Genomic DNA, 24406 nt, shown 5'->3' on the forward strand with positions numbered 1-24406 from the left:
GACGACGAATCGGGAGGAGCACGGACGTGGCCGAGAGCACCATCCAGCAGCAGCCGTTCACGGGCTGGGAGAAGCCGGAGCTGGACCTCAGCAACGCCGATTGGCACTCGAGCAGCCGTGGCCTGGGGGATGTCCAGATCGCCTTTGTCGAGGGGTTCATCGCGATGCGCAACAGCGGCAGCCCGGAGAGTCCTTCCCTGATCTTCACACCCGCCGAATGGGGCGCGTTCGTGTCCGGCGCGAGGGAGGGCGAGTTCGACCTCACCTGACGCCGCCTTCGGGCCGATCCGGGTGTGTTCCGCCCGATTTTCCGGACACGTGACCTTGAGAACCCCCCTCGGGGCGACGCCTGAGCCAGGCTGACCCCGGGAGGGGGGAAGGTCGTAATCCGGAGGCGAGAACCCATGAGCACCCTGCCGGTCATCGCGGCGGTCGACGGTTCGGACGACAGCCTGGTCGCGCTGGACTGGGCCTTCGACGCCGCCCTGGTACGCGAGGCGCCGCTGCGGGTGGTCCATGTGTGGCAGTACGCCGCGTGGGCCAAGCCCGACGTCCTGCCCGCCGGGCGGCCGGTGCCGGAGGACGATCCGGTGCTCGACCGGGTGCGCCGGTATCTGGAGGCGCGGGTCGAGCCGCCGGCGACGGAGTACGTCGCCCTGGAGGGCGAGCCCGCCGCGGTCCTGCCCGAACTGGGCACCGCCGCCCAGCTGTTGGTGCTCGGCTCCCGGGGGCGCGGCGGCTTCGCCAGTCTGCTGCTCGGCTCCAACGGCATGGCCGCGGCTCGCGATGCCGGGTGCCCGGTCGTCGTGGTGCCCAAGCCCGGCCGCGATGGGGGCACCTCCCACGCCTTTCGGGCAGTGGGGGACCGCGACGGGATGCCGGTCGAGCCGGGGCCGCGGGTCGTCGTCGGCCTCCAGGTCGACAGCCCCGACGACGCCACGCTGTCCTTCGCCTTCGCCGAGGCCGCCCGGCGCGGCGCCCGACTCCAGGTCGTCGCCGCCTACACCTGGCCGCTGCACGTCTGGACGGCCGCCACCGCCCAGATCGTGCCGCCGTCCCACGACCAGGACGCCGTCGAGGCCGAGACCCGCACCCTCGCGGAAGGTGTCCTCGCCCCGTACAGCGAGCGCCACCCGGACGTGCGCGCCGAGACGACCGTCGTCCCGGGTGACGCGGCCGGGCACCTGGTCTCGGCATCGAGGGACGCGAGCCTGGTCGTCGTGGGCCGCCACAGACGCCGCCTCCTGGCCCCGGCCCGCATGATGGGCTCGGTGACCCACGCGGTCCTGCTGCATGCCGCGAGCCCGGTGGCGGTCGTGCCGCCCGCGCCGATGGAGGAGTGAGGGTCCGGGCCCCGTCGGGCGGCGGTACCGAACCAGGGCTCGGCCGGGGACGGCAGTGTGTTGTCGGCCGGTGCGCGCAACTCCCGTAGGTGCCAAGGGCCTCGCCGGCCTCACTGACGTTCCGCCTGAGGTCGGCGCGCGGAACGCGGCCCCAGGGACCGGCCAGGTTCCGGCCGGGACTCGTCCGGGAAACGGGTCGGCGGGAGCCCCCGCTCAGACCGAGGCGGGCGCACAGGTCCGTCGCCGCGGGCCGCATCACGCTCTCGTCGGGCATGACGGCGTCGCATCGCTCGTCGGTTTCCACCCCGGACCGCGCCGCCCGGGCGCAGGCCTCGAACCCATGCCCGCACGTCACGCAACAGGCCCGGCCACGTACCATGGCGACATGTCGTTCCTCCGCCGCCGCAGCGCCACGCCCGCCGGGCCCGACTTCGACGTACTGGCCATGGATCCGGGCGACTGGCCCGGCAACCTGGGCGCCGGGCTGCTGCCCGCCCCCGATGGCAGCTGCCAGGGTGTCTTCCTGCGCTACGACCTGTTCGGCGGCCGCGGCCCCGCGATGATCATCGGCAATCTGCCGCAGGGCTCCCCGGCCCGTGAGGTCGACGAGGGCGAGATCCCGTTCGAGGTCGCCCAGCTGCTGCTGGCCCTGGAGAACGACGAGGACGTCACCGTCGTCGGCAGCGAGGACGTGCCCGTGATGCAGGGCGACAACCTCCTGATCGTGCGCCGCCTGAAGCTCTCCGAGAGCCGGATCTCCTGCGTGCAGTTCGACCGCAGCGACAACGTCCTGGTCACCATCGCCGCTTGGGACCGCCCCATCACCGACGACCTGTACGCCCTTCTGAAGCCGCTGCCCGCGGAGCTCTTCCAGCAGGGCTGAACCCTCCTGCCTGAGGCCCCGTTGTTCGGGGTTCCGCACATGTTGTCATGACCCTTGCCGCAGAGTCATCGGATCTCTAGCGTCAAGGGTCATGTCGCATGAGTCGTGTGAGTCCCATGAGATCACCCGCAGGGCAACGCTGAAGGTCGCGGCCGGTGGGGTCGGCGCGCTTACTCTCGGAATCGGTGCCAGCGAGGCTGTCGCCGCCGATTCCTCCGATGTATCGAGGGGGTCGTCCGTGCTCTGGTATGCCACCCCCGCCGCCGACTGGGAGCGTGAGGCTCTGCCCATCGGCAATGGCGCCCTCGGCGCCATGGTGTTCGGCACCCTCGCCTCCGAACGGCTCCAGTTCAACGAGAAGACCCTCTGGACCGGCGGCCCCGGATCCGCCCAGGGCTACGACCACGGCAACTGGCGCGCACCCCGCCCCGACGCCGTCACCGCCGTACAGGACGACCTCGACGCGCGGACCACCCTCGACCCCGAGTCCGTCGCCGACCGGCTCGGCCAGCCACGGATCGGCTACGGCGCCCACCAGACCTTCGGCGACCTCCATCTCGACCTGCCGGGCGCACCGACGACGCCCCCGGACGACTACCGGCGCGAACTCGACCTGGACACCGCAGTCGCCTCCGTCGTCCACACCCACCAAGGCGTGCGCCACCAAAGGGACTTCTTCGCCTCCCACCCGGACGGCGTGATCGTGGGCCGCCTCGGTGCGGACCGGCCCGGCAACGTCAGCTTCACCCTCCGCCACACCTCGCCCCGCGCCGACTTCACCGCCACCGCGGCCGACGGCACCCTGACGGTTCGGGGTGCCCTCGCCGACAACGGGCTGCGCTTCGAGGCGCAGGTCCGGGTGCGCGCCGAGGGCGGCACCGTCGCGTCCGACGCGGCCGGCACCATCACCGTGACCGGGGCCGACAGCGCCTGGTTCGTCCTGGCCGCGGGCACGGACTACGCCGACACCTATCCCGACTACCGCGGCCCCGACCCGCACGCCGCCGTCAGCCGCGCCGTGGAACGGGCCGGCGCCCACTACGAAACCCTGCTCGTCCGGCACGTCCGAGACCACCGGGCCCTGTTCGGCCGCGTCGGCCTCGACATCGGCCAGTCACTCCCCGCGGACGTCCCCACGGACCGGCTGCTGGCCACGTACACCGGCGGCACGACCGCGGCGGACCGCGCGCTGGAAGCCCTCTACTTCCAGTACGGCCGCTATCTGCTCATCGCCTCCTCGCGCCCCGGCTCCCTGCCCGCCAACCTTCAGGGCGTCTGGAACAACAGCACCACGCCCCCGTGGTCGGCGGACTACCACACCAACATCAACATCCAGATGAACTACTGGCCCGCCGAGGCCGCGAACCTCGCCGAGACGACGGAGCCGTACGACCGCTTCGTCGAGGCCCTGCGCACGCCCGGACGCCGTACGGCCAAGGAGATGTTCGGCTCACGCGGCTGGGTCGTGCACAACGAGACCAACCCGTACGGCTTCACCGGTGTGCACGACTGGGCGACCGCCTTCTGGTTCCCCGAGGCGGCGGCCTGGCTCACCCAACAGCTGTACGAGCACTACAGATTCGGCGGCTCCACGCACTACCTGCGCACCACCGCGTATCCGGTGATGAAGGAGGCCGCCGAGTTCTGGCTCGACAACCTGCGCACCGATCCACGCGACGGCACCCTCGTCGTCACCCCCAGCTACTCGCCCGAGCACGGCGACTTCACGGCCGGAGCCGCCATGTCGCAGCAGATCGTCCACGACCTGTTCACCAACACCCTCGAAGCGGCCCGGATCCTGGGCGACACGCCCGCCTTCCGCCGCCGGGTCGAGGAGGCGCTGAACCGGCTCGACCCCGGGCTGCGCATCGGCTCCTGGGGGCAACTCCAGGAGTGGAAGGAGGACTTGGACGACCCGACCGACACCCACCGGCACGTCTCCCACCTGTTCGCCCTCCACCCCGGACGGCAGATCGAACCCGGCAGCGAGTGGGCCGAGGCCGCGAAGGTCGCCCTGACCGCACGCGGAGACGGCGGTACCGGCTGGTCCAAGGCATGGAAGATCAACTTCTGGGCGCGGCTGCGCGACGGGGACCACGCCCACAAGATGCTGGGCGAACAGCTCAGGTCCTCCACCCTGCCCAACCTCTGGGACACCCACCCGCCGTTCCAGATCGACGGCAACTTCGGTGCCACCTCCGGGATCGTGGAGATGCTCCTCCAGAGCCAGTACGACGTCGTCGAGGTGCTGCCCGCCCTCCCCGCCGCCTGGCCGACCGGCTCCGTGCGCGGCCTGCGCGCCCGCGGCGGCGCCACCCTCGACATCGACTGGGCGAACGGCCGGGCGACCCGTATCGCCCTGAAGGCGTCAAGGTCCCGTGAACTCACCCTACGCAGCGACCTGTTCGAGGACGGGCAGCTGACCTTCAGGGCGGTCGCAGGCCGGCGGTACACCTGGGACAGGGAGGGATGACGCGTCAGGAGCCCGAGCGCAGCTCCCGCACGTCCGCCGCCCGTACATACGCCACGCGGTGCCCGAACTGGATCTCGTAGTACTGGTCCTTGCCGACGACGACCCGGTGCGCGTCCTCGCCGAAGGTCACCGCGTAGTAGTACTCGCCCGGCACCTTGCCGCCGACCGCGTACCGCTGGCCCGCCGGCAAGGTGTACGGCAGTGGCGACACGGCCTGTACGGGAACGTCCGCCGGATAGGCGGAGGCCTCGGGATAGGCCCGCCCGTACACCGGGACGCTCTTCAGCCCGTCCTTCGGCGTCACCACGAGCCCGGCCGCGTCCACCGCGGTCGGGTTCTTCTTCGGGTTCTTGAACCACGCCTTCTGGCCCAGGTACCAGATCGCCGTCCAGTCACCGTCCCGGCCCGCGACCGCGTACTGCTGTCCGGTCGAGACCCGCGAGGACAGGTCGTTCACACCGGTCGTCGGGGTCGAGCCCCGGCCGATGTCCTTGATCAGCGGGTACGACTCACCGGGCCCGGAATACAGCCGCACCGCGCTCGAGCCATGGGCGGCGCAGGGCTGGCCGGCGGAGACACAGCCCGTGTACCGGGGCCGGTTGGTCGCGTAGTCGGGCCGGATCGTCACCAGGCCGCCGTTCGGGCCCGCGGTGGGGGCGAGGGGGCGGCCGAGCAGCTCGAAGTAGTGCCGCCAGTCCCAGTACGGGCCCGGGTCGGTGTGCATTCCGCTGATCGTCGACGTGGTCGGGCCCGGCACGGTGTCGTGCCCGAGGATGTGCTGGCGGTCCAGCGGGATGCCGTACTTCTTCGCGAGGTAGGTGACCAGGCGGGCCGAGGACCGGTACATCGCCTCCGTGTACCAGGCGTCCGGCTTCGCGAGGAAGCCCTCGTGCTCCAGGCCGATCGACTTGGCGTTGACGAACCAGTTGCCCGCGTGCCAGGCAACGTCCTTGGCCTTCACATGCTGGGCGATGTGACCGTCGGTGGAGCGCAGGGTGTATTGCCACGACACATAGGCCGGGTCCTGCACCATGGTGAGGACCCCTTCCCAGGCGCCCTCCGTGTCGTGGATGACGATGTAGTCGATGTCCGAGGAGGCCGGACGGTCGGCCAGGTCGTGGTTGCCGTAGTCGCTGTCCCCGAACTGCTCGTACGGCGCCGGGATCCACTCACAGGACACCGTCGGCGGGCACTCGGTCTCGCCCGCCTCGATCGTGCGCAGCCCCGCTCGCCGCAACTGCCCGGTGTCGGGGGCCAGGCGGGGCTGGGCGGCCAGGGTGACCACCTGGCCCCCGTCCGTGCGGCGCTCCTGGCCGGTGCGCAGCACGTCGTAGACGTCGTTCGCGTACGCCGCCGCCGTCGCCGTGTCATCGGCGCCGGAGAAACGGGCCACCGCGCCGTACCAGTCGGCGGGGTCGGAGCTCAGCGGTTCGCCCAGCTCCCGCTGCGCGGCGGCGAGCAGGGCGGCGCCCCCGGCCACGTTCGCCGCCGGGTCCGTACGCAGCTGCCGCGCGCTCAGTCCGGTCAGTTCGGCCGCCTTCGGCAGCGTCCTGAGGCGGGCCGGGACGGCGGAGGTCCGCGGAAGTGTCGGCCTGGGGTGCAGGGCAGCGCGGGCGCTGTCGCCGCGCGGGTCCTCCGAGCCCTCGCTGTGGTGCGGCGTCGCCCCGGCCAGGGCCGTACCGGCGTCGGTGAGGTGCATCGGGCCGTAGCCGCCGGTCACGCTGGGCGCCCCGCCGTGCGCGTCCCAGCGGGACTGGAGGTAGGCGACGCCGAGCAGGACGCTCTGCGGCACGTGGTATTCGGCGGCGGCGGAGGCGAAGGCCGACTGAAGGCGGTTCTCCGAGCCCTCGGCATCGGACGGGGCAGCGCCCAGCAGCGGGAACAGCAGTGCCGCGGCGGCCATGGCGGTGACGGATCCTCGCAATGCAGCCTCCTGGGACGGTCGGGCGCGATGAGCCGTGCGGGGCCGGGCGTGAGTCTGTGGTACCGGCTGTCCGACGATCCGTCAATCATGCCAACGGCCAGGCGAATTCCCTCGTCAACGAGTACGGCCGTCCGGGGGAACCCACCGCGCCCGTACGGAGGAACGCACTGCCGCCGTACACACGAAGGCCCGCGGTACGCCGCTGTCTCCAGGGCGCACCGCGGGCCACCGTCCCCGTCAGCGAGTGCCGACCGCCGCGCGCACGGCCCGTCGGGCCAGCTGGCAGTCGTCGTGCAGCCGCCTCAGCAGCAGCCGCTGTTCCTCGCCGGACGGCGCAGCACCCGGGTGGGCCACTCCCGGTGCCGCCGGGGTCGTGTCGTGCATCGAACGCTGCACGGCCGTCTCATAGGTACGGATCTCCCGGGTCAGCACGAGCATCAGGTTCACCAGGAAGGCGTCCCGTGAGGCCGGGCCCGCCGACTGGGCGATCTGACTGATCTGACGGCGGGCGACCGGTGCGTCCCCGAGCACCGACCACAGCGTCGCCAGGTCGTAGCCCGGCAGATACCAGCCCGCGTGCTCCCAGTCCACCAGCACTGGACCGGCCGGTGAGAGCAGGATGTTCGAGAGCAGTGCGTCGCCGTGGCAGAACTGGCCCATGCCCTGCCGGCCCGCGGTGGCCGCGATGCCGTGCAGCAGCTTCTGGAGATCACCCATGTCCCGGTCGGTGAGCAGCCCCAGCTCGTGGAACCGGGAGATCCGGGCCGCGTAGTCCAGCGGGGCGTCGAAGGTGCCCGCCGGCGGCCGCCACGCGTTGAGCCTGCAGATCGCGCCGAGTGCCGCCCTGATGTCCGCACGCGGCGGTACTTCCAGAGGGTGCCGCTGCAGCGCCGCCACCCGGCCGGGCATCCGCTCGATGACGAGTGTGCAGTTGTCCGGATCCGCTGCGATCAGCCTCGGCACACGCACCGGGGGACGGTGCCGGACGAACGAGCGGTATGCCGCTATTTCGTGCCGGACCCGCTCGGCCCACGCTGGGGAGTGGTCCAGTAAACACTTGGCGACGGCCGTGTTGCGTCCGGTCGTGCCGACCAGGAGGACGGACCGCCCGTTGCGGCGCAGCACCTGCACCGGAGCGAACTCCGGGCAGATCCGGTGCACCGACGCGATCGCCGTACGCAGCTGGGCGCCCTGAGGGCCGGACAAGTCGAGTCTCCCGCTGAGCGGTTGGGTGCCGGGCCCCGCGGCGCGCAGCGTCCGGCCCGCGCCGAGCACGGGGGCAGCCGTCGGCCGCGCGGGGTCGAGGTAAGGACCGCTGCCCGCCGGGCGGGCACGCAGCGGCCGGGGCGGGGCGGACACGGAGGACGATGCTGCGTACATGGGAGAGACAGATCCCTTCGTGTGCCTGCGACGACAAAGCGCTGCCCGAGCCGGCCGCCCAGGTGCACCCTGGGGAATGTCCCTCGGCGAACCGGGTCGGGGTGGCGCGTTCCTACCTGACACCCGATGCCCGGTGGCACACCATCTGGCGCACCCTGGCGAACCCTGGCGAATAGTCCCGGGGCACCTCCCACCGGGCTACTGTCAACTCAGCCGAGAACCTGGGGGCTTGACGTGAGCGGAGAACCCAACACCCGCCTGGCGGACCTGTTCGGCCTGGCCGGCTGGTCCAAGGGCGAGCTCGCGAGGCTGGTCAACCGGCAGGCGGCGGCCATGGGCCACCCCCAGCTGTCGACCGACACCTCGCGGGTGCGGCGGTGGATCGACATGGGAGAGATCCCGCGCGATCCCGTGCCGCGGGTGCTGGCAGCCCTGTTCACCGAGCGTCTCGGCCGTGTCGTGACCATCGAGGACCTCGGTCTGGTCCGGCACGGGCGTGCGGGGAAACGGCAGGGCGGCGGGAGTGTGGAGCATCCCGACGGTGTGCCGTGGGCGCCCGAACGGACTGCTGCGGTCCTCACCGAATTCACGGGAATGGACCTCATGCTCAACCGACGCGGCTTGGTGGGCGCGGGTGCCGCGCTCGCCGCGGGATCCGCACTCAGCAGCGCCATGCACGACTGGCTGCACACCGACCCGGCCCTCAAGGCCGACGCCCCCCATTTCGACGACCCCTTGCACGCCGACCCCGCCGGGTTCGACCGGTACGAGGCGGCCCCGATCGGTTCTCAGGAGATCGAGGAACTGGAGCGCTCGGTAGAGGTGTTCCGGGCCTGGGACGCGGCCCGCGGCGGCGGGCTGCAGCGCAAGGCGGTCGTAGGTCAACTCAACGAGGTGGGCGGCATGCTCGCCTACCGACACCCCGAACATCTGCAGCGGCGCCTGTGGGGCGTCGCCGCCAACCTCGCCGTCCTCGCCGGCTGGATGTCGCACGACGTCGGCCTGGAACCCACGGCCCAGAAGTACTTCGTCATCGCCGCCCACGCGGCCCGAGAGGGCGGCGACCGGCCCCGCGCCGGAGAGGCGCTCTCCCGAGCGGCTCGCCAGATGGTGCACCTGGGCCGGCCCGACGACGCACTCGACCTCATGAAACTCGCCCAGTCCGGCTCCGGCGACGAGGTGCTGCCGCGCACCCGGGCCATGTTCCACACCATCGAGGCCTGGGCGCAGGCGTCGATGGGCAAGGGCCAGGCCATGCGCCGCACCCTGGGACAGGCGGAGGACCTCTTCGTCTCCGACCGGAGCGACGTGCCGCCACCGAGCTGGATGCAGACCTTCAAGGACGAGGATCTGTACGGCATGCAGGCCCTGGCCTACCGCACGCTGGCCGAGTTCGAGCCGGGCGCGGCCGCGCACGCCCAGCACTACGCAGAGAAGGCCCTGGCCCTGCGGATCGACGGCCGGGAGCGGTCGAAGATCTTCGACCATCTGTCCATGGCGTCCGCCTGCTTCATCGCGGACGACCCCGAACAGGCGGACCGGTACGCACGGCTGGCCCTGATGTCGATGGGCTCGAACTCGTCCGGCCGTACCTGGGACCGGCTGCGCCAGATGTACCGGCTCACCGCCGAGTACTCCAGCTACCCGAAGATCCATGAACTGCGGGAGGAGATCCGGTTGGCACTGCCCAAGCCGAAGAAGCCGGGCGGTGGCAACAGCGCACGGGCATAGGGGGCCCGTGCGACCGACTGATCCCCGAAGGTTCTAGGACGTCACCGGTTGTTCTAGGACGTCACCCTGGCCACGAGCACACAGGCGTTGTCCTCGCGCTCATTTTCACCGAACTCCTCGACGATCAGCCGTACGCAGTCCTGTGCCGTGCGCGCCTCGCCGAAACGGGAGCCCAGATCGAGGAGAGAACGCACGGAGTCCGCTCCGCTGTGCCTCGGCACCAGTCCGTCGGTGTGCAGCAAAAGCAGGTCGCCGACCTCAAGGGTCTCTTCGGCCTGTGCGTAGACGGCACCCGAGGTGGCGCCGAGCAGGACGCCGTCCGGTGCGCTCAGCCTGTACCCCGTCCCGTCGCGGAACAGCAGCGGGGCGGGGTGTCCGGCCTGCGCCCAGGTCAGGGTGCGGGTCTCGGGCCGGTAGCGGCAGCAGACCGCGCTGCCGAGGGCCGGCTGGACGGTGGCGTCGAGTAACTGGTTGAGCCAGGACATCAGTTGCCCCGGCTGGGTGCCGGCCATCGCCATGCCGCGCACGGCGCCCAGCAGGGTCGCCATGCCCGAGGCCACGGCGACGCCGTGCCCGGTGAGATCGCCGACGCTCAACAGGGTTGCGCCGTCGGCCAGTTCGAGCGCGTCGTACCAGTCGCCGCCGATCAGTGAGCTGGTCGCCGACGACAGACGGCGAGCCGCGAGGTCCAGTGTCTTCGGGCCCTGGTGCGGGAGCCGCAGGGAGCCGCGCCACGGCGGCAGCACAGCTTCCTGCAGCTCGACCGCGAGCCGGTGCTCACTCTGCGCGTGGTGCCGGTGGCGCTGGAGCGAGTCACGGGTCTCGCTCACCGTGCGCTGGCTGCGGCGCAGTTCGCTGACGTCGCGCAGCACGGCCCACATCGAGGCGGTGCTGCCGTCAGTGTCGAGCACGGGCTCGCCCATCATGTGCACGGTCCGGACCTCGCCGTCCGGCCGCAGGATCCGGAACTCGCCGTCGATGGGCTTGGCGTCGATCAGGCAGTCGGTGACCATCGCCGTCAGTTTCGGCCGGTCCTCGTCGAGCACCAGGGACGGCAGCTCGTCGAGGGTGAGCGGCGGAGCGGCGGGATCGCGCCCGAGGATCTCGAAGAGCTCACCGGACCAACTCGCCTCGTCCGTAAGGAGGTTCCACTCGGCGCTCCCGACCCGGCTGAGCAGCGAGCCGCGCCGGGGAGCGGGGGTCACGGACCGGTCGGTGGGCGTGGCCGCGGGTGCCGGGGAGGCGGGGGACGGGCCGTCACGCAGCTGCGCCAGATGCTCGTCGAGGTCGTTGAGCTGGTGCAGCGCGAGGTCGCACAGGGCCCGCTGCCACCGCTCCTGCGGGTCCGCGCCGTCGCTCTGGGTGTCGCGCCGCACGGCGTCGACGTCACCCTTGAGCTGTCGCGTCTGCGTTATGAGCGCGTCGACCGAGCCGCGTCCGGGCGGCTGAGCGGCGGGGCGGTCCGCAGAGAGATGGGGCGGCATGACGCACTCCGATGCGGGAACGGTTCGACCAAGGCTGACGGAAGGACCGTTACGACTGTCGCACAGCCCGCGACGCGCTGTAAGGGATTTGGCAACACCCGATGCGGTGGTGCGTCTGGCATATGCCAGAGTCTTCACGGAGGGCTCGTCCCGTGCGAATGACGTACGTCGACGAACGGGCCAAGTCGTAGGCTGCGTACGCGATTTGGTGGTCGGACGAGGTGATTCTACGGCGGTCATTCGAGTGTTCGACGGTCGAATGTTCTAGAGGTGGAGCGGCGGCGGGTGCCGCGCCCGTGGTTGCACCGGCCGGCAGTGATGCAGGTCACAAAAATGATGTCCGCCTGGCTGTAATGCAAAGGGCATCTCTGGGGTCGTAAAGGCACAGCGGCAAAAACCGTCCGACCGCCGACCCACAGGGGAGACCGCCCATGGACATCGCCCTCGAGCAGCCCGCCCGTGCCCGTCTGATCACCGGCGAGGAGCGCGAACTCTCCGTTCCCGCCACACTGCGCTACGCCTCCACGGACCCGTTGGCGGTGTACATCGACTTCCCGGGCGACGTCTCCCTCGACGGTGCCGGTGCCACCTGGACCTTCGCGCGCACCCTGCTGGAGGCGGGGCTGCGCGGTCCGGCCGGGGACGGGGACGTGCACATCTGGCCGTGCGGCGAGGAGCGTACGGTCGTGGAGCTGCACTCGCCGTACGGCATGGCCCTGCTCCAGTTCGACACCGCCGCCCTGAACCGCTTCCTGCTGCGCACGTACGCGGTCGTCGCGGCCGGTGAGGAGGACCTCGACGCGGTCGTGGAACGAGGGCTGAGCGCGCTCTTCGGCAGCGTGTGAGGAGGCGACAGGGCCGCCGCTGCGCCTCCTCGTCGCTCCCGTGTCAGTACCGCAGTACTCCCGCGATCCCCTGGGCGTCGTCGAGGGTGCCGTCCGGCACGAAGCGGACCTCGGCGCCGGTCTCCAGGCACTGCTCGACGATCTCGTCCACGATGTCCTCGCGGGCGTCGAGCGCGTCGCTCTCGGCCGGGATCAGATGGTCGCCGTCCTCGCCGCGCACGGTGATGCGGTAGTTCTCCTCGACGGCCAGCAGCCGTACCCGGCCCTCGCGGGCGCTGCGCCAGACCTCGTCGACGCCGGCCGCGAACGCCTTGCGGCCACGTGCGGACTCGAGTTCCCGTGCCACGGCGTCGGTGTTCCTGCGGTCCTCGGCGGTGATCAGCGGCTGGATCGCCTGCCACACCGCCTCGCGCGTGCCGTGCGCGAGCCCGCCGTGCGGGATGTGCACCGCGTCCTTGGTGACGCCGCCGATCTCGTCGAGCAGGGACAGCGCCGCCGGTTCGCCGGTGATGTAGAGCGGCCGCGGGTTGCCCCGGAGGATCGCGCTCATGGCGGAGTCCGCGTCCTTGAGGAAGTGGCGCGTGCCCTCGTCGCGGAACGTGCTCGGCATGTCGCCGATCCGCTCCTGCCGCTCGGCGTCGAAGTTCTCGACGGGCCGCGTCAGCGGGAAGCCGCCGATGCGCGCCGCGGCGACGCGGTCCAGGCTGCCGTTCCACAGGGTGACGCGGTCGGGCGAGACCGAGAGCACCCAGTAGGGCCGCTCGGCGGCCTGCGCGGAGACGAGGTTGCGGGTCAGGAAGGTGTCCGAGAGCACCACGCGCTCGGGCACGGTTCGGGCGAGCGACCACACCTGGTGCTCGCCCGGAGCGGCGAAGATCACCAGGCCGTCCTCGGCATAGGTGAGATCGACCTCGGCGAGGGCCTGGTCGAGTTGCCGCTCGACATCCGCCCGTCGCTCGCGGGTGACCGAGGGATCGGCTTCCAGCTGTTTCTTGGCCTCGGCCACGACATTGCGCAGCCGGACCTGGTCCTGGGCCCGGTAGGGCTCTCGGCGATGTGTGGGCGTCAGCACGGACACGGCCGGATAGGGGCGCGGGCGCCGCAGCTCGGTGAGTGTGGTGGGACTGAGTGCGTGCTCCATAAGAGCACGATAGGACTGATTCACCGATCGGGCATTAGGGGCAATCCAGTCCATGGTCGCGGCCCTAGTCACGGTCGTCCTCGGGCCCGCAGGAACTGCCGTCCGCCGGGAGCGTGCCGTACAGCAGGAAGGTGTCGACCTTGCGGTGCACGCACTTGGAGGAGGCGTACCCGGTGTGACCGCTGCCCTTGTTGTCGAGGACCACGGCCGAGGAGCCGAGGCGCTTCGCCGTCTCCTCGGTCCAGCGGTACGGCGTCGCCGGATCGCCACGCGTGCCCACCAGGAGCATCTTCGGCGTGTCCACGTCCTTCACCTCCTCGCGTATGAAGTCCGTGCCCTTCGGGCGGCCGTAGCACAGCAGCACCCCGGTGAGCCGGTAGGGCCCGAAGACCGGCGATGCCTCCTCGTACTGTGCGCGCAGCCGGTCGAGATCGCCGATGATCTGCTCGCCGGTGGGGCGGTCGGGGTCGTCCGCGCAGTTGATCGCCATCAGTGCCGCGGAGAGGTTGTCGAGCGGGATGTCCTGCTCGTCGACGAGCCCGCCGTCGGGATCCCCGGTCTCCTCGCGGTTCAGGGGCGCGGCACCGCCGGTGGCGAAGGCTTCGATGGCATGCGTGTCGCCCTCTTCGACCAGCGAGGCCAGGGCTCGCTCCAGCAGGGGCCACAAGTCCTCGCTGTAGAGCCCCTGTCCGAGGGCGGCGACCAGGTCCTGCCCGCTGAACGGCTCACCGAAGGCCGACGGCACCGGATCCTGGTCCAGTGAGTCGACAAGCTGTACGACGTGCTTCCGGGCCTCGCGCGCGTCCTGCCCGAACGGACAGGCGATGTCCTTGACACACCAGTTGACGAACTCGTCCAGCGCCTTCTGCTGCCCCCGGGCGCCCACCAGTTCCTGTTTCTTCAGCGGCTCGGTCAGCGTGTCCACGCCGTCGAGCACGAACCGGCCGACCCTGTCGGGGAATTGGGCGGCATACACGGCGCCGAGCCGCGTTCCGTAGGAGAAGCCCAGGTAGTTGAGCTTCTTGTCACCGACCGCCTCGCGCATCACGTCCATGTCACGTGAGGCGTTGACCGTGCCGATGTGGGGGAACACCGGCCCCGAGTTTCGGGCACACGTGTCGGCCGCCTTCTTCAGGTCCCGCAGGACGGACTGGGGATCGCGGCTGATCTCCGCGCTGTCCTGCGGCAGGTCGGCGTCGCCGCAGCTGACCGGTGAGGACCGGCCGACGCCGCGCGGGTCGAAGGTCACGATGTCGTAGCCGTCCGTCAGCTCCATGAAGTCCTTGCCGCCGGCGGCGAATTCGGGGACACCGGCGCCGCCCGGCCCGCCGAAGTTCAGCAGCACCGAGCCCCGCTTCTCGCCCGTGGCCCGGAAGCGGGCGAGCGCCAGGTCGAGCGTCCCCGCCCGGGGGTGGGCGTAGTCGAGGGGGACGGTGACCTTGCCGCACTGAAGATCCTTCGGCAGCCCCTCGCCGGGGCACTTCGCCCAGGTGATCTTCTGCTCGTAGAAGCGGCTGAGGGCGGGATCGGCGCTGTCCTCGGTCGCCGTCAGTCCCGTGCCGAGCAGGGCCAGGCCGGCCGCGCCGATGACCGCGCAGCGCCGCAGCGTGGGCCGCGGTGACAGGTGGGCCAACATCGTTGCCTCCAGGGACGCCCGTCGCGGACCGGGGGCGGCGTCCTCGCCCACGATAGGCGGGCCCCGGAACGCACGCCTCCGGAGATGCGGGACGGTCCGGGCTGCCTTACTCTCCGCCCCTTGCGCGGCCGTCGGAAGTTTTTACCGCTAGTTCGACAACCCTGACGCTCGATGGGGTGAATGGCCGATAAGCCATAACTCGGATGGTTCGCCTGCGTTTTATCCGGTGCGGGTGAGTGCCCGCGACCATGTCTGGAAGGCAGGGAACCTATGAGACGGGTTACCCGATACGGTGTGATCGCCGTCGCCGCCTCGGGCGCGATGGCTGTGACGCTGCCGGCGTACGCCGATTCCGCGGCGGACGGCGCCACGGCCGGCTCGCCGGGGCTGCTGGCCGGTAACACCATTCAGCTCCCCGTGCACGTCCCGGTGAACGTGTGCGGGAACACCGTGAACGTCGTGGGGCTGCTCAACCCGGCCACGGGCAATACGTGCGCCAACAAGGACGGTGGTGGCAAGCCGGGCGCCACGCACCACAGCGGGGCCTCGGCCGAAGGGAGCGGAAAGGATTCACCCGGCCTCGCGTCCGGCAATGTCGTCCAGCTCCCGGTCCACCTCCCCGTGAACGTCAGCGGCAACAGCGTGAACGTGGTCGGTGTCGGCAACCCGGCGAACGGCAACGAGTCGGTGAACGGCCCCGGCGACAGCCCTTCCCGCACCACCAGGCCGACGCCGAAGCCGTCCGCACCGCCCAGGGCACACCAGCCGCGCCCGGCGCCGCCCGCGCTCGTCCCGCAAGGGGGGCCCGAGCGCTCGCTCGCCCACACGGGAGCGGACCAGAGCCTCGCCGCCGCGGTGGGCGGCACGGCGCTCGTGCTGGGCGGGGCCGTCCTGTACCGGCGCTTCCGCCCGACGGCGGTGCGCTGACCCGCGCCTCGCGCGCGGCAGGAAGGCCCCACCGGGCGGTCGGTGGGGCCTTCGTCTTGCGCCCATCCGTCCAGTCGCGCCATCCGTCCGGTCGCGCCCCGGCGTACGCCTCAACGGCTTGATCACGCCGTGACGCCCGCCACGAAGATCCGCGAGGATGCCGTGTGCACGGTCGATCACCTTGCGCACGCGGCCCCCTACGGAATGGAGCGTAGCCATGGCCTCTCCGGCCCCCGAAGACCTCGTCGTCACTCGCGCCGGTCTCGACGACTGGTCGGTCATCAAGGGATGGGCCGCCGACGAGGGCTGGAACCCGGGGCTCGCCGACGCACCGGCGTTCTTCGCGCAGGATCCCGACGGCTTCTTCCTCGGCCGGATCGACGGCGAAGTCGTCTCGGCGATCTCGGTCGTCACCTACGGCACCGACTACGCATTCCTCGGCCACTACCTGGTCCGCCCCGACCTGCGCGGCCACGGCCACGGCCTGACCACCTGGAAGACCGCCCTGGCCCACGCCGGAAACCGCGTCATCGGCCTCGACGGGGTCGTCGCCCAGCAGGACAACTACCGCCGCTCGGGCTTCGAGTCCGCCCACCGGACCGTCCGGTTCACCGGAACCGCGCCCACCGCCCGGGTGCCGGCGGACATCCGGGCCGTACGGCCCGAGGACGTCGAGGACATCACCGCGTACGACGCCACCTGCACGCCCGCCGACCGCCCCCGTTTCCTCGCTCACTGGCTCACCGGCCCCGGACACCACGCCGTGGTCCGCCGCGTGGGCGGCCGTGTCACCGGCTACGGCGTGATCCGCCCCGGCCACGACTGCCCGCGCATCGGCCCGCTCTTCGCCGACACCGCCGAGGACGCCCGGGCCCTGTTCACCGCGCTCACCGCCGAGGCGGCCGGGCGCCCGGTCGCCGTCGACGTGCCCGAGACCAACCCGGCGGGGGTGGCTCTCGCCGAGGAGGCCGGTTTCACGCCCTCCTTCGAAACCGCCCGCATGTATACGGGCCCGGTGCGACCGCACTCCCAGGAGCGTGTCTTCGGGGTCACCACGCTGGAACTCGGTTAGCGTGATCCGCCGGACAGGCCCTGGTGGGGGCCGCGGACGTCCCCTGGATCTCGTGTCGGGCCAGGGGTGTACGGCCGTCGAAACGCCTGCCCGGTCAGTTCCGTCGCCCGTGGAACCGGAAGTGCAGCGCGCGGACGTCGTCCGTCAGCTCGGGTACCGGACCCTCCACGGCCACGTCCGGCGCGACCTCCTGGATCGGCAGCGGTCGAACCGGCGCGGCCGGCGCCCCCAACTCGGCCAGCCACCCGGTCAGTTGCTCCGACGAGGCGACGTACACGATGCGCCCCAGCCCCACCCAGGCGTGCGCGGCCGCGCACATCGGGCAGTGCTCGCCGGAGGTGTACACCGTCGCGGCCGCTCGCTCCTCGGGCGTCAGACGGGCGGCGGACCAGCGGGCCAGCTCGAACTCGGGGTGCCGGGTGCGGTCGCCCGACGCGACCCGGTTGTGGTCCTCGGCGAGAACCTCGCCGTCCGCCCCCACCAGCACCGACCCGAACGGCTCGTCCCCGGCCTCCAGCGCCTCGGTCGCCAGCGCGACGCAGCGGCGCAGATACGGCAGTTCGGTGTCCTTCACGACCATCTCGTACGGCCTCCTCGCGGCGTGATCTTCCCTGCCCACCCTAGGTTCGCCGACGTACGGCCGGAAAGGCGTGCGCGCGGCCGAGGCCCACGGTGACGAACGCGCCCGCGACCAGGGGGAGCGCGGTCCACGGCAGAGCGCCCGCGCCCAGGCGCTCCAGGGCCAGACCACCGGTGAGGGAACCCGCCGCGATCCCCGCGTTGTACACCGTGGCCTGCAAGGAGGTGGCCACATCGGCGTGCGCGGGACCCGAGGCGTCGACCAGGGCGGTCTGGATCAGCGTGGGCGCCCCGCCGAAGGCGACACCCCACAGCGCGACCGACGCGAGGAGCACGGCGGGTGTTCCGGCGCGCAGACCGAGGGCGAGCATGACGGCCGTGCACAGGGCGAGCGCGCCCAGCAGGGTCGCCCGAAGCCGCCGGTCCACCAGGACCCCGGTCACCCAGATCCCGGCGACCGTGGCCGCCCCGAACACCAGCAGGACCAGGCCCGTACGCCCGAACCCGGCATGCGTCGCGAAGGGGGCGACGTACGTGTACATCACCTGGTGGCCCAGCAACAGCAACAGCGTGACGGACAGGACGGCCGGGACGCCCGGCAGCGCGGCCACCCGCTGGGGAGGCAGCCCCGCACCCGGCGGCTCGCCCGGGAACCCCGGCACCCGCCACCACACCCAGCCCACCAGGAACACCGCCAGCCCGGCCAGCGCGCCGAACGCCGTGCGCCAGCCGAGCGCCTCAGCGAGTGCGGTCCCGGCGGGCACGCCCAGTGACAGTGCGAGCGTGATCCCGGCGAGCACGATCGCGATCGCCCGGCCACGCCGCACGGCCGGCACCATCCGGGCCGCGTAGCCGACGAGCATCGCCCACAGTGTGCCGCCCATCAGCCCGGCCACGACCCGTGCGGCGAAGGTCAGGCCGTACGACGACGACAGCGCGACCACCGCGTTGCTGCCCGCGAAGCCCGCCAGCGTGCCGATGAGCACGGGCCGGCGCGGCAGCCCGCGCAGCAGGACCGTGAGCGGGATCGCGCCCGCGAAGGAGGCGACGGCATACGCCGTGACGAGGAAGCCGACCTGCGCCTCGGACACCGCCAGCGCCGGCGCCATGCGCGGCAGCAGGCCCGCCGGAAGCAGCTCGGTCAGGACCGCGGTGAACGCGGCCGTGGACAGGGCGAGCAGCCCGGACCACGGCAGCGAGGTGGGCAGGGCTGTGCCCTTGGCCATGGATGTGGTGGACATGCGACCATGCTCGAACCCTCACATCAGTGTGAAGGCAAGGGCGATCTCCGAGGCACACGTTCCGAGGCGCACATTCCAAGGCGCTCCACGGCGCTCCGAGGCGCATATTTCCGAGGCAGACATGAAGATCGGCGAACTCTCCCGCCGTACCGGCGTCCCCACCCGGCTGCTGCGCTACTACGAGGAACAGCACCTGCTCCACCCGGACCGCACCGACAACGGCTACCGGGACTATCCCGAGTCGGCCGTCCAGGACGTCCAGCAGATCCGGGGACTCCTCGACTCGGGCCTGACCACGCAGATGATCCGCGCGATCCTGCCGTACCTGTCCGGCCCCGACGAGATCCTGCTGCCCGCCGAGCACCTCACCCCGGACACGGCCGCCCTCCTCCAGGGCCACATCGACCGCATCCAGGCCCGCATCGAGTGCCTGGCACGCAACCGCGACCGGCTGCGTGAGTACCTGGCGGCGGTGCGGCCGGAGGGTGAGGAGGGGGCGGTGCGGTCGTAAATGGGTTGTCGTGCTGGTGGGCCGGTGGTGGGGTGTGCCCATGGATCATGTCGCAGTGCTTGCCCTCTTCGACCGGGACATGCGGGAAGGCGCGCGGCCGGACGGCCCCGGCGCCCTGGTGGAGCGGGTGGGCGGCATCGTGCGCCAGGTGTCCCGCGCGCATGGCTGGAACGGCGTCGTGTGGTCCGGCCTGGACGAGGCGGGCGCCGACGAGGCGATCGCCGAACAGATCGCCCACTTCGCCCCGCTGGGATGCGCATTCGAGTGGAAGCTCTACGGCCATGACCTCCCGGTGGATCTCGGCCGGCGGCTCAGGGACGCCGGCTTCACGGCCGGGCCCGAGGAGACGCTGATGGTGGGCGAGATCGCCGACCTGACCCTGGACACCGCGACACCGGACGGCATCCGCATCCTCCCCGTGACCGACCGGGCGGGCGTCGATCTCGTCGCGGAGGTGCACGAGAAGGCCTTCGGCACGGACGGCACCCAGTTGCGGCACCAGCTGCTCGCCCAGCTCACGGCTGCCCCGGACACAGTGGTCGCGGTCGTCGCGCTGGCCGGTGACATCCCGGTGAGCGCCGCCCGGATGGAACTCGTGCCGGGGGCGCGGTTCGCCGGGCTGTGGGGCGGCGGGACCGTCGAGGGCTGGCGGGGCCGCGGCATCTACCGTGCCCTGGTCGCCCACCGCGCCCGTGCCGCCGCGGACCGCGGCTACCCGTACCTCCAGGTCGATGCCATGAGCACGAGCCGTCCCATCCTGGAGCGGCTGGGCTTCGAGCGTCTGACCACGACGACGCCGTACGTGTACACGCCGTAGCGGGCAGAACGCCGCCGGAGGCGTGCCCCGCCGGAATGTCACATCCGTGCCCTCCCGCCTCGTCGCACTGGCATGACGACGAACCAGAGCCAAGAGAGCGGCCACAGCCGGAGCGTCCTCCTCGCGGGCGCCGGCGGGGTCCTCGGCCGGCACATCACCCGCGCCCTGACCGAGGCGGGCCACAAGGTCACCGGCCTCGGTCGCGGCCCGCGCAACGACGTCCAGGCCGACCTGATGAACCGGGACGCCCTGCTGCGCGCCGTCGACGGCCACCACTTCGACACGGTGATCCACGCCGCGACCGCGCTGCGCAAGCCCCCCATGCGCCACTGCGACATGCACGCCACCAACGCGCTGCGCACCGACGGCACCGCCCATCTGATCGAAGCCGCGCAGACCACCGGCGCCCGGCGCTTCGTGGCCGAGTCGATGGTCTTCGGATACGGCTACGGCGACCACGGCGGCCAGGTGATCACCGAAGACGCCCCCTTCGGCCCGCGCGGCCGCACCCCGCAGCTGGAGCGGCACCTCGCGGCGATGCGCGTCAAGGAACAACTCACCTTCGGTACCGCGGGGTTGGAAGGCATCGCCCTGCGCTTCGGCCTGTTCTACGGCCCCGGCGGCACGGACGCACTGCTGCCCATGCTGCGCAAGCGGCGACTGCCCGTCCCCGCCGACCACGGCCGGGTCCTGCCCTGGATCGACCTCACCGACGCGGCCCGCGCGGTCGTCGCCGCCGTCGAACGCGGGCGCCCCGGGCAGGCGTACAACATCGCCGACCGCACCCCGACGGGATTCGGGAGCCATGTCCGGTGCGTGGCCGACGAGTTCGGGCTGCCGAAGCCGATGACCGTACCGCTGTGGCTGATGCGGCCCATGTCGTACGCGCACACCATGATGGCGTCGACGCTGCGGGTCTCCACGGCTAAGGCGGAGCGGGAGCTCGGCTGGACGCCCGCCCACCCGGCGGCCCGCGACGGCCTCGCCGCGATGCGGGCCGCCGCGGGACTCACATGAACGTCGTGCCGTCCTCTCACGTCCTTACTTCGATGCGTCAGCGGCGCGCCTTCGTCCGGTCCAGCGCGGCGACGCCCAGGGCGGCGAGACCGATCTGGATGAGCCACTCGACCCAGTCGACGCCGTCGGTGTCGGCCACGTCCAGCCCGGCGGCGATCGCCGAACCGATGAGCGCGGCCACGATGCCGACGAGGATGGTCCACAGGACCCCGATGCGCTGACGGCCCGGAACCACGAGACGTCCGAGCACACCGATGACGATGCCGATCACAATGGCACTGATGATGCCGGAGATCTCCATTTCGCCCCTCTTCCTCCTGCCCCCGCACAGGTTCGAGTTCCCCCTGGAGGGAGGGACAGTCCGTTCCGCTTCAACCAGTGGTCCCGCGTCGACCAGTGGCACGGCCACGGTGATCGCATGCGGGAAACGTGCCCGGGTGCGGGCATGCTGTGCGAGTGGTTCTGGGCTGGTGCTGAGCGCGGAGGTGCGGATGGCGGAGCGGGTACTCGGCGGCGGAGCCGTGAACAAGGTCGTGCGCGTCGGGACGACCGTACGGCGTACGCCGCACGAACGGTCGGGCTATGTGCGGGAGTTGCTCACGCACTTCGAGCGCCGGGGCTGGGAAGGGGTCCCGCGGTACATCGGGACCGACGAGCGGGGGCGGGAGGTGTTCGGATACCTGGAGGGGCGTACCGCTGTCACTCCCCGGGAGCGGGCCGCGGCGGGGACGGACGCGGGGCTCGTGCGGGTCGCTCAACTCGTCCGCGCTTTCCACGACATGACGCACGGCACGCCGCTGGCCGGCGACCAGGATGTCGTGTGCCACAACGATCTCGCCCCGAAGAACACCGTCTACGCGATGGACGGCACCGACTGGTGGGCGACCGCCCTCATCGACTGGGACATGGCCGCGCCCGGCGAGCGCGTCCATGACCTCGCCCATGTCTGCTGGCAGTACCTCGATCTGGGGCCGGGCGTCACCGATGTGTTCGAGACGGCCCGGCGGATCGCGCTCGTCTGTGACGCCTACGGGCCGGGCGGCGGCGGTGAGGGGCTCGTCGACGTGATCCTCTGGTGGCAGGACCGCTGCTGGCGGGGCATCGAGGCCGGCGCCGTGCGGGGTGAGCCGGCCATGGTGGGGCTGCGTGAACGCGGCGCCGTGGACGAGGTGCGGAACGCCTACGCCTGGGTGGCTGAACACCGGCGCGAGCTGGGTTTCTTCCTGCCCTGAGGTCCCTGAGGCCCCTGACGCGGTGCACGCGCATGCGTCGGCCTGTCAGGCCGACGGGGGCGCGTCGACCCATGAGGTCAACTGGCCGTCCGGCTGGAGGGCGACGTGCAGTCCGTTGTTCTCGCCGTAGGCGGCGCCGTGGCCGTCGGTGACCAGTGTGTCGAGACGTACGCCGTCCGCGAGGATGTCGGCCTCGTGGTGGTCGGCGGTCACGCGGTAGAGCTTCGCCGTCGTCGCGCCGTCCGCCAGCGTCGCCGTGGCGACCAGGACACGCTGGACGACCGGCTTGGGCCGGGGCTTGGCCCGCTCGACCCAGGACGTGACCTTGCCGTCCGGGTGCAGGGTGATGTGCAGCCCGTTGTGCTGGGCGTACGCGGCCCTGCCCTGGGTGTACAGGGCTCCGTACCTCTCCTCCCCGGCCCAGATCTCCGCCTCGTAACGGTCCGTGCCGGCCTTGTAGACCTTCGCCCGGCTGATGTGGTCCGCGAGCTGCACCGTCTGCACGTAGACGCGCTCGGCCCTGGAGGGAGGGGCCGCGGAGGTGCCGGACTTGCCGGCGGGCGCGTCGATAGCGAAGGCGCCGGCGGCCGAGATGCTCAGCGCGGTGGTGACACCGGTGGCGACGAGGGCGGTGCGCAGGGTGCGGGGAGCACGCATCAGTGAGTCGTTCCTTCGATGGGGTTCGTTGCGATGTGTTCGACGCTACGGACCGCCCATCAAGGGTTCCCGTAGGTCATGTAACAGGCGTTCGTCACGTACTTCTCAAAACGGAAAAGCAGCTCCGATTGACATGCAGGCAATTGCCTGCATAACTTTGAGTGTGCGATCAGAGAGTGGCTCCGGGATGGACAGGGTGTTCAAGGCGCTGGCCGACGAGACGCGCAGACGGCTCCTGGACCGGCTGCGCGAGGACAACGGGCAGACGCTGGGGGAGCTGTGCGCCGGTATCGGCATGGCCCGCCAGTCGGTGACCCAGCATCTCGCCGTGCTGGAGGCCGCCAACCTGGTCGGCACGGTGCGGCGAGGGCGGGAGAAGCTGCACTACCTCAATCCGGTCCCGCTCCACGAGATGCAGGAGCGGTGGATCGACAAGTTCGAGAGCCCGCGCCTGCGTGTGCTCGGAGCCGTGAAACGACGAGCTGAGGAAGCCATGACCGACAAGCCCACATTCGTGTACGTCACCTATATCGAGAGCACGCCCGAGAAGGTCTGGGACGCGCTCACCGACGCCGATCTGACGGCCGCCTACTGGGGCCACAGCAACGTCTCGGACTGGCGGGCCGGCTCGCGCTGGGAACACGTCCGCACGGACGGTTCGGGTGTCGCCGACGTGGTCGGCACCGTCGTGGAGAGTGAGCGGCCGAGCCGTCTGGTCACCACCTGGGTGGCGCCGGACGAGGAGGGGCGGCAGGACAAGTACTCCAGGGTCACCTTCGACATCCGGCAGCACGCCGAGATCGTCCGGCTCACGGTCACCCACGAGGACCTGCCGGACGAGAGCGCGCGCGCCGATGTGTCGTCCGGCTGGCCGGCCGTGCTGTCCAACCTCAAGTCGCTGCTGGAGACCGGACATGTCCTGCCGCAGGAGCCGTGGCTGATGCCGGCCCGCTGAACGGGGGCGCCGGAGGGGAGCGGAGGCAGAAGGGGGAGGGCGACAGGAGGAGGCCGGCCCGCGGGTGCGGACCGGCCGACGGGTCTCCTCTCCGATGTGCCGCTACGGCCTCGGCGCGCTCTTCGCCGCCGTGCCGGCGCACAGCAGACCCAGGCACACGGCCAGGGCCCCGATGATGATGTTGTTCACGACGACGCCGGCGTCCGGGCTGTCCCCGACGATCCATGGCGCGATGATCATCCAGACTCCCATCGCGCAGAAGGCCCAGCTCAGGCCGTACATGCGGTCCGGAGCCCGGGTGAATCCGAGGGCCAGCAGACCGATCGCGACACCCATGATGAGGTTGTGCGTCACGAGTGCGGGCTGGCTCGTCGTGTAGTGGAGTATCCAGGGGGATACGGCGCAGTACAGACCGAGCAGGAACACCGGTCCGTCCACGAGCGCCACATCACGACCGCCGAGCATACGGGCGTAGCGATCCCGCATTTCTGGTGCATCGGGATGGCTGGTTATGTCACCTCGGGTGGGCGAGACGTTGGCCATGACGCGTCTCCTTTG

At 71.3% G+C, this 24406-nt stretch carries 23 protein-coding genes; 13 read left to right on the top strand and 10 right to left on the bottom strand.

The genetic code is table 11. The annotated features are described in order from the left end of the window. Positions 1–26: 26 nt before the first annotated feature. From ADK36_RS03915 to ADK36_RS03930, 4 genes are all read left to right on the top strand, one after another. Positions 27–269: a DUF397 domain-containing protein gene (locus tag ADK36_RS03915; protein ID WP_030048218.1), complete on the top strand. Its 243-nt coding sequence runs from the start codon at positions 27–29 to the stop codon at positions 267–269. 135 nt (positions 270–404) lie between these two features. Beyond that, on the top strand, positions 405–1343 hold the full coding sequence (locus ADK36_RS03920) for a universal stress protein (protein ID WP_053196388.1): 939 nt from the start codon (positions 405–407) through the stop codon (positions 1341–1343). Between the two features lie 385 nt (positions 1344–1728). Beyond that, positions 1729–2226: a hypothetical protein gene (locus ADK36_RS03925; protein WP_048582014.1), complete on the top strand. Its 498-nt coding sequence runs from the start codon at positions 1729–1731 to the stop codon at positions 2224–2226. A gap of 238 nt (positions 2227–2464) precedes the next feature. Continuing rightward, positions 2465–4699 (top strand): glycoside hydrolase family 95 protein, encoded by a 2235-nt coding sequence (locus tag ADK36_RS03930; protein WP_053196391.1) that lies wholly within the window; start codon positions 2465–2467, stop codon positions 4697–4699. A gap of 4 nt (positions 4700–4703) precedes the next feature. Here ADK36_RS03930 and ADK36_RS03935 read toward each other — a convergent pair whose 3' ends face one another. Both ADK36_RS03935 and ADK36_RS03940 read right to left on the bottom strand, forming a co-directional pair. After that, on the bottom strand, positions 4704–6602 hold the full coding sequence (locus tag ADK36_RS03935) for an N-acetylmuramoyl-L-alanine amidase (RefSeq protein WP_078942797.1): 1899 nt from the start codon (positions 6600–6602) through the stop codon (positions 4704–4706). A gap of 258 nt (positions 6603–6860) precedes the next feature. Further along, positions 6861–8003, bottom strand: a complete 1143-nt coding sequence (locus tag ADK36_RS03940; RefSeq protein WP_053196394.1) for an aminoglycoside phosphotransferase family protein — start codon at positions 8001–8003, stop codon at positions 6861–6863. 234 nt (positions 8004–8237) lie between these two features. Here ADK36_RS03940 and ADK36_RS03945 point away from each other — a divergent pair, with 234 nt between their 5' ends. Beyond that, on the top strand, positions 8238–9734 hold the full coding sequence (locus ADK36_RS03945) for a hypothetical protein (protein ID WP_048582010.1): 1497 nt from the start codon (positions 8238–8240) through the stop codon (positions 9732–9734). A 53-nt stretch (positions 9735–9787) separates the two neighbouring features. On the opposite strand, the gene ADK36_RS03950 is transcribed toward ADK36_RS03945, so the two are convergent. Further along, positions 9788–11218: a PP2C family protein-serine/threonine phosphatase gene (locus ADK36_RS03950; protein ID WP_048582009.1), complete on the bottom strand. Its 1431-nt coding sequence runs from the start codon at positions 11216–11218 to the stop codon at positions 9788–9790. Positions 11219–11649: 431 nt separating this feature from the next. On the opposite strand from ADK36_RS03950, the gene ADK36_RS03955 reads away from it, so the two are divergent. Next, complete coding sequence (locus tag ADK36_RS03955; RefSeq protein WP_048582008.1) at positions 11650–12063, top strand: SsgA family sporulation/cell division regulator; 414 nt, start codon at positions 11650–11652, stop codon at positions 12061–12063. A 43-nt stretch (positions 12064–12106) separates the two neighbouring features. Here ADK36_RS03955 and ADK36_RS03960 read toward each other — a convergent pair whose 3' ends face one another. Continuing rightward, the gene (locus tag ADK36_RS03960; protein WP_048582007.1) at positions 12107–13204 is read right to left on the bottom strand and encodes a chemotaxis protein; all 1098 of its coding nucleotides are present in this window, start codon (positions 13202–13204) and stop codon (positions 12107–12109) included. 64 nt (positions 13205–13268) lie between these two features. Next, the gene (locus tag ADK36_RS03965) at positions 13269–14840 is read right to left on the bottom strand and encodes an alpha/beta hydrolase (RefSeq protein ID WP_053196396.1); all 1572 of its coding nucleotides are present in this window, start codon (positions 14838–14840) and stop codon (positions 13269–13271) included. 270 nt (positions 14841–15110) lie between these two features. Between ADK36_RS03965 and ADK36_RS03970 the strand changes: the two genes are divergently transcribed. Then, positions 15111–15767 (top strand): chaplin, encoded by a 657-nt coding sequence (locus tag ADK36_RS03970; protein WP_053196399.1) that lies wholly within the window; start codon positions 15111–15113, stop codon positions 15765–15767. A 217-nt stretch (positions 15768–15984) separates the two neighbouring features. Further along, positions 15985–16839, top strand: a complete 855-nt coding sequence (locus ADK36_RS03975) for a GNAT family N-acetyltransferase (RefSeq protein ID WP_048582004.1) — start codon at positions 15985–15987, stop codon at positions 16837–16839. Between the two features lie 94 nt (positions 16840–16933). On the opposite strand, the gene ADK36_RS03980 is transcribed toward ADK36_RS03975, so the two are convergent. Further along, positions 16934–17419 (bottom strand): nucleoside deaminase, encoded by a 486-nt coding sequence (locus ADK36_RS03980; RefSeq protein WP_048582003.1) that lies wholly within the window; start codon positions 17417–17419, stop codon positions 16934–16936. A 40-nt stretch (positions 17420–17459) separates the two neighbouring features. Next, a complete protein-coding gene (locus tag ADK36_RS03985; protein ID WP_053196401.1) occupies positions 17460–18659 on the bottom strand; it encodes an MFS transporter in 1200 nt (399 codons plus the stop codon). A gap of 121 nt (positions 18660–18780) precedes the next feature. On the opposite strand from ADK36_RS03985, the gene ADK36_RS03990 reads away from it, so the two are divergent. From ADK36_RS03990 to ADK36_RS04000, 3 genes are all read left to right on the top strand, one after another. Further along, complete coding sequence (locus ADK36_RS03990) at positions 18781–19170, top strand: MerR family transcriptional regulator (RefSeq protein ID WP_053196403.1); 390 nt, start codon at positions 18781–18783, stop codon at positions 19168–19170. 40 nt (positions 19171–19210) lie between these two features. Further along, positions 19211–19987, top strand: a complete 777-nt coding sequence (locus ADK36_RS03995; protein ID WP_053196433.1) for a GCN5 family acetyltransferase — start codon at positions 19211–19213, stop codon at positions 19985–19987. A 72-nt stretch (positions 19988–20059) separates the two neighbouring features. Next, complete coding sequence (locus ADK36_RS04000; protein WP_053196405.1) at positions 20060–21004, top strand: NAD-dependent epimerase/dehydratase family protein; 945 nt, start codon at positions 20060–20062, stop codon at positions 21002–21004. Positions 21005–21041: 37 nt separating this feature from the next. Here ADK36_RS04000 and ADK36_RS04005 read toward each other — a convergent pair whose 3' ends face one another. Then, positions 21042–21305: a GlsB/YeaQ/YmgE family stress response membrane protein gene (locus tag ADK36_RS04005; protein ID WP_048581999.1), complete on the bottom strand. Its 264-nt coding sequence runs from the start codon at positions 21303–21305 to the stop codon at positions 21042–21044. A gap of 190 nt (positions 21306–21495) precedes the next feature. On the opposite strand from ADK36_RS04005, the gene ADK36_RS04010 reads away from it, so the two are divergent. Then, positions 21496–22236, top strand: a complete 741-nt coding sequence (locus tag ADK36_RS04010) for a phosphotransferase (RefSeq protein WP_053196407.1) — start codon at positions 21496–21498, stop codon at positions 22234–22236. A 45-nt stretch (positions 22237–22281) separates the two neighbouring features. Here ADK36_RS04010 and ADK36_RS04015 read toward each other — a convergent pair whose 3' ends face one another. After that, the gene (locus ADK36_RS04015) at positions 22282–22893 is read right to left on the bottom strand and encodes a hypothetical protein (protein ID WP_048581997.1); all 612 of its coding nucleotides are present in this window, start codon (positions 22891–22893) and stop codon (positions 22282–22284) included. 187 nt (positions 22894–23080) lie between these two features. On the opposite strand from ADK36_RS04015, the gene ADK36_RS04020 reads away from it, so the two are divergent. Continuing rightward, on the top strand, positions 23081–23848 hold the full coding sequence (locus ADK36_RS04020) for an ArsR/SmtB family transcription factor (protein ID WP_048581996.1): 768 nt from the start codon (positions 23081–23083) through the stop codon (positions 23846–23848). Positions 23849–23950: 102 nt separating this feature from the next. Here the strand turns inward: ADK36_RS04020 and ADK36_RS04025 are convergent, their stop codons facing one another. Next, positions 23951–24391 (bottom strand): SPW repeat protein, encoded by a 441-nt coding sequence (locus tag ADK36_RS04025; protein WP_078916247.1) that lies wholly within the window; start codon positions 24389–24391, stop codon positions 23951–23953. Positions 24392–24406 lie beyond the last annotated feature (15 nt).

It is taken from the genome of Streptomyces viridochromogenes (assembly GCF_001270495.1).
GTDB classification, from domain to species: domain Bacteria; phylum Actinomycetota; class Actinomycetes; order Streptomycetales; family Streptomycetaceae; genus Streptomyces; species Streptomyces viridochromogenes_A.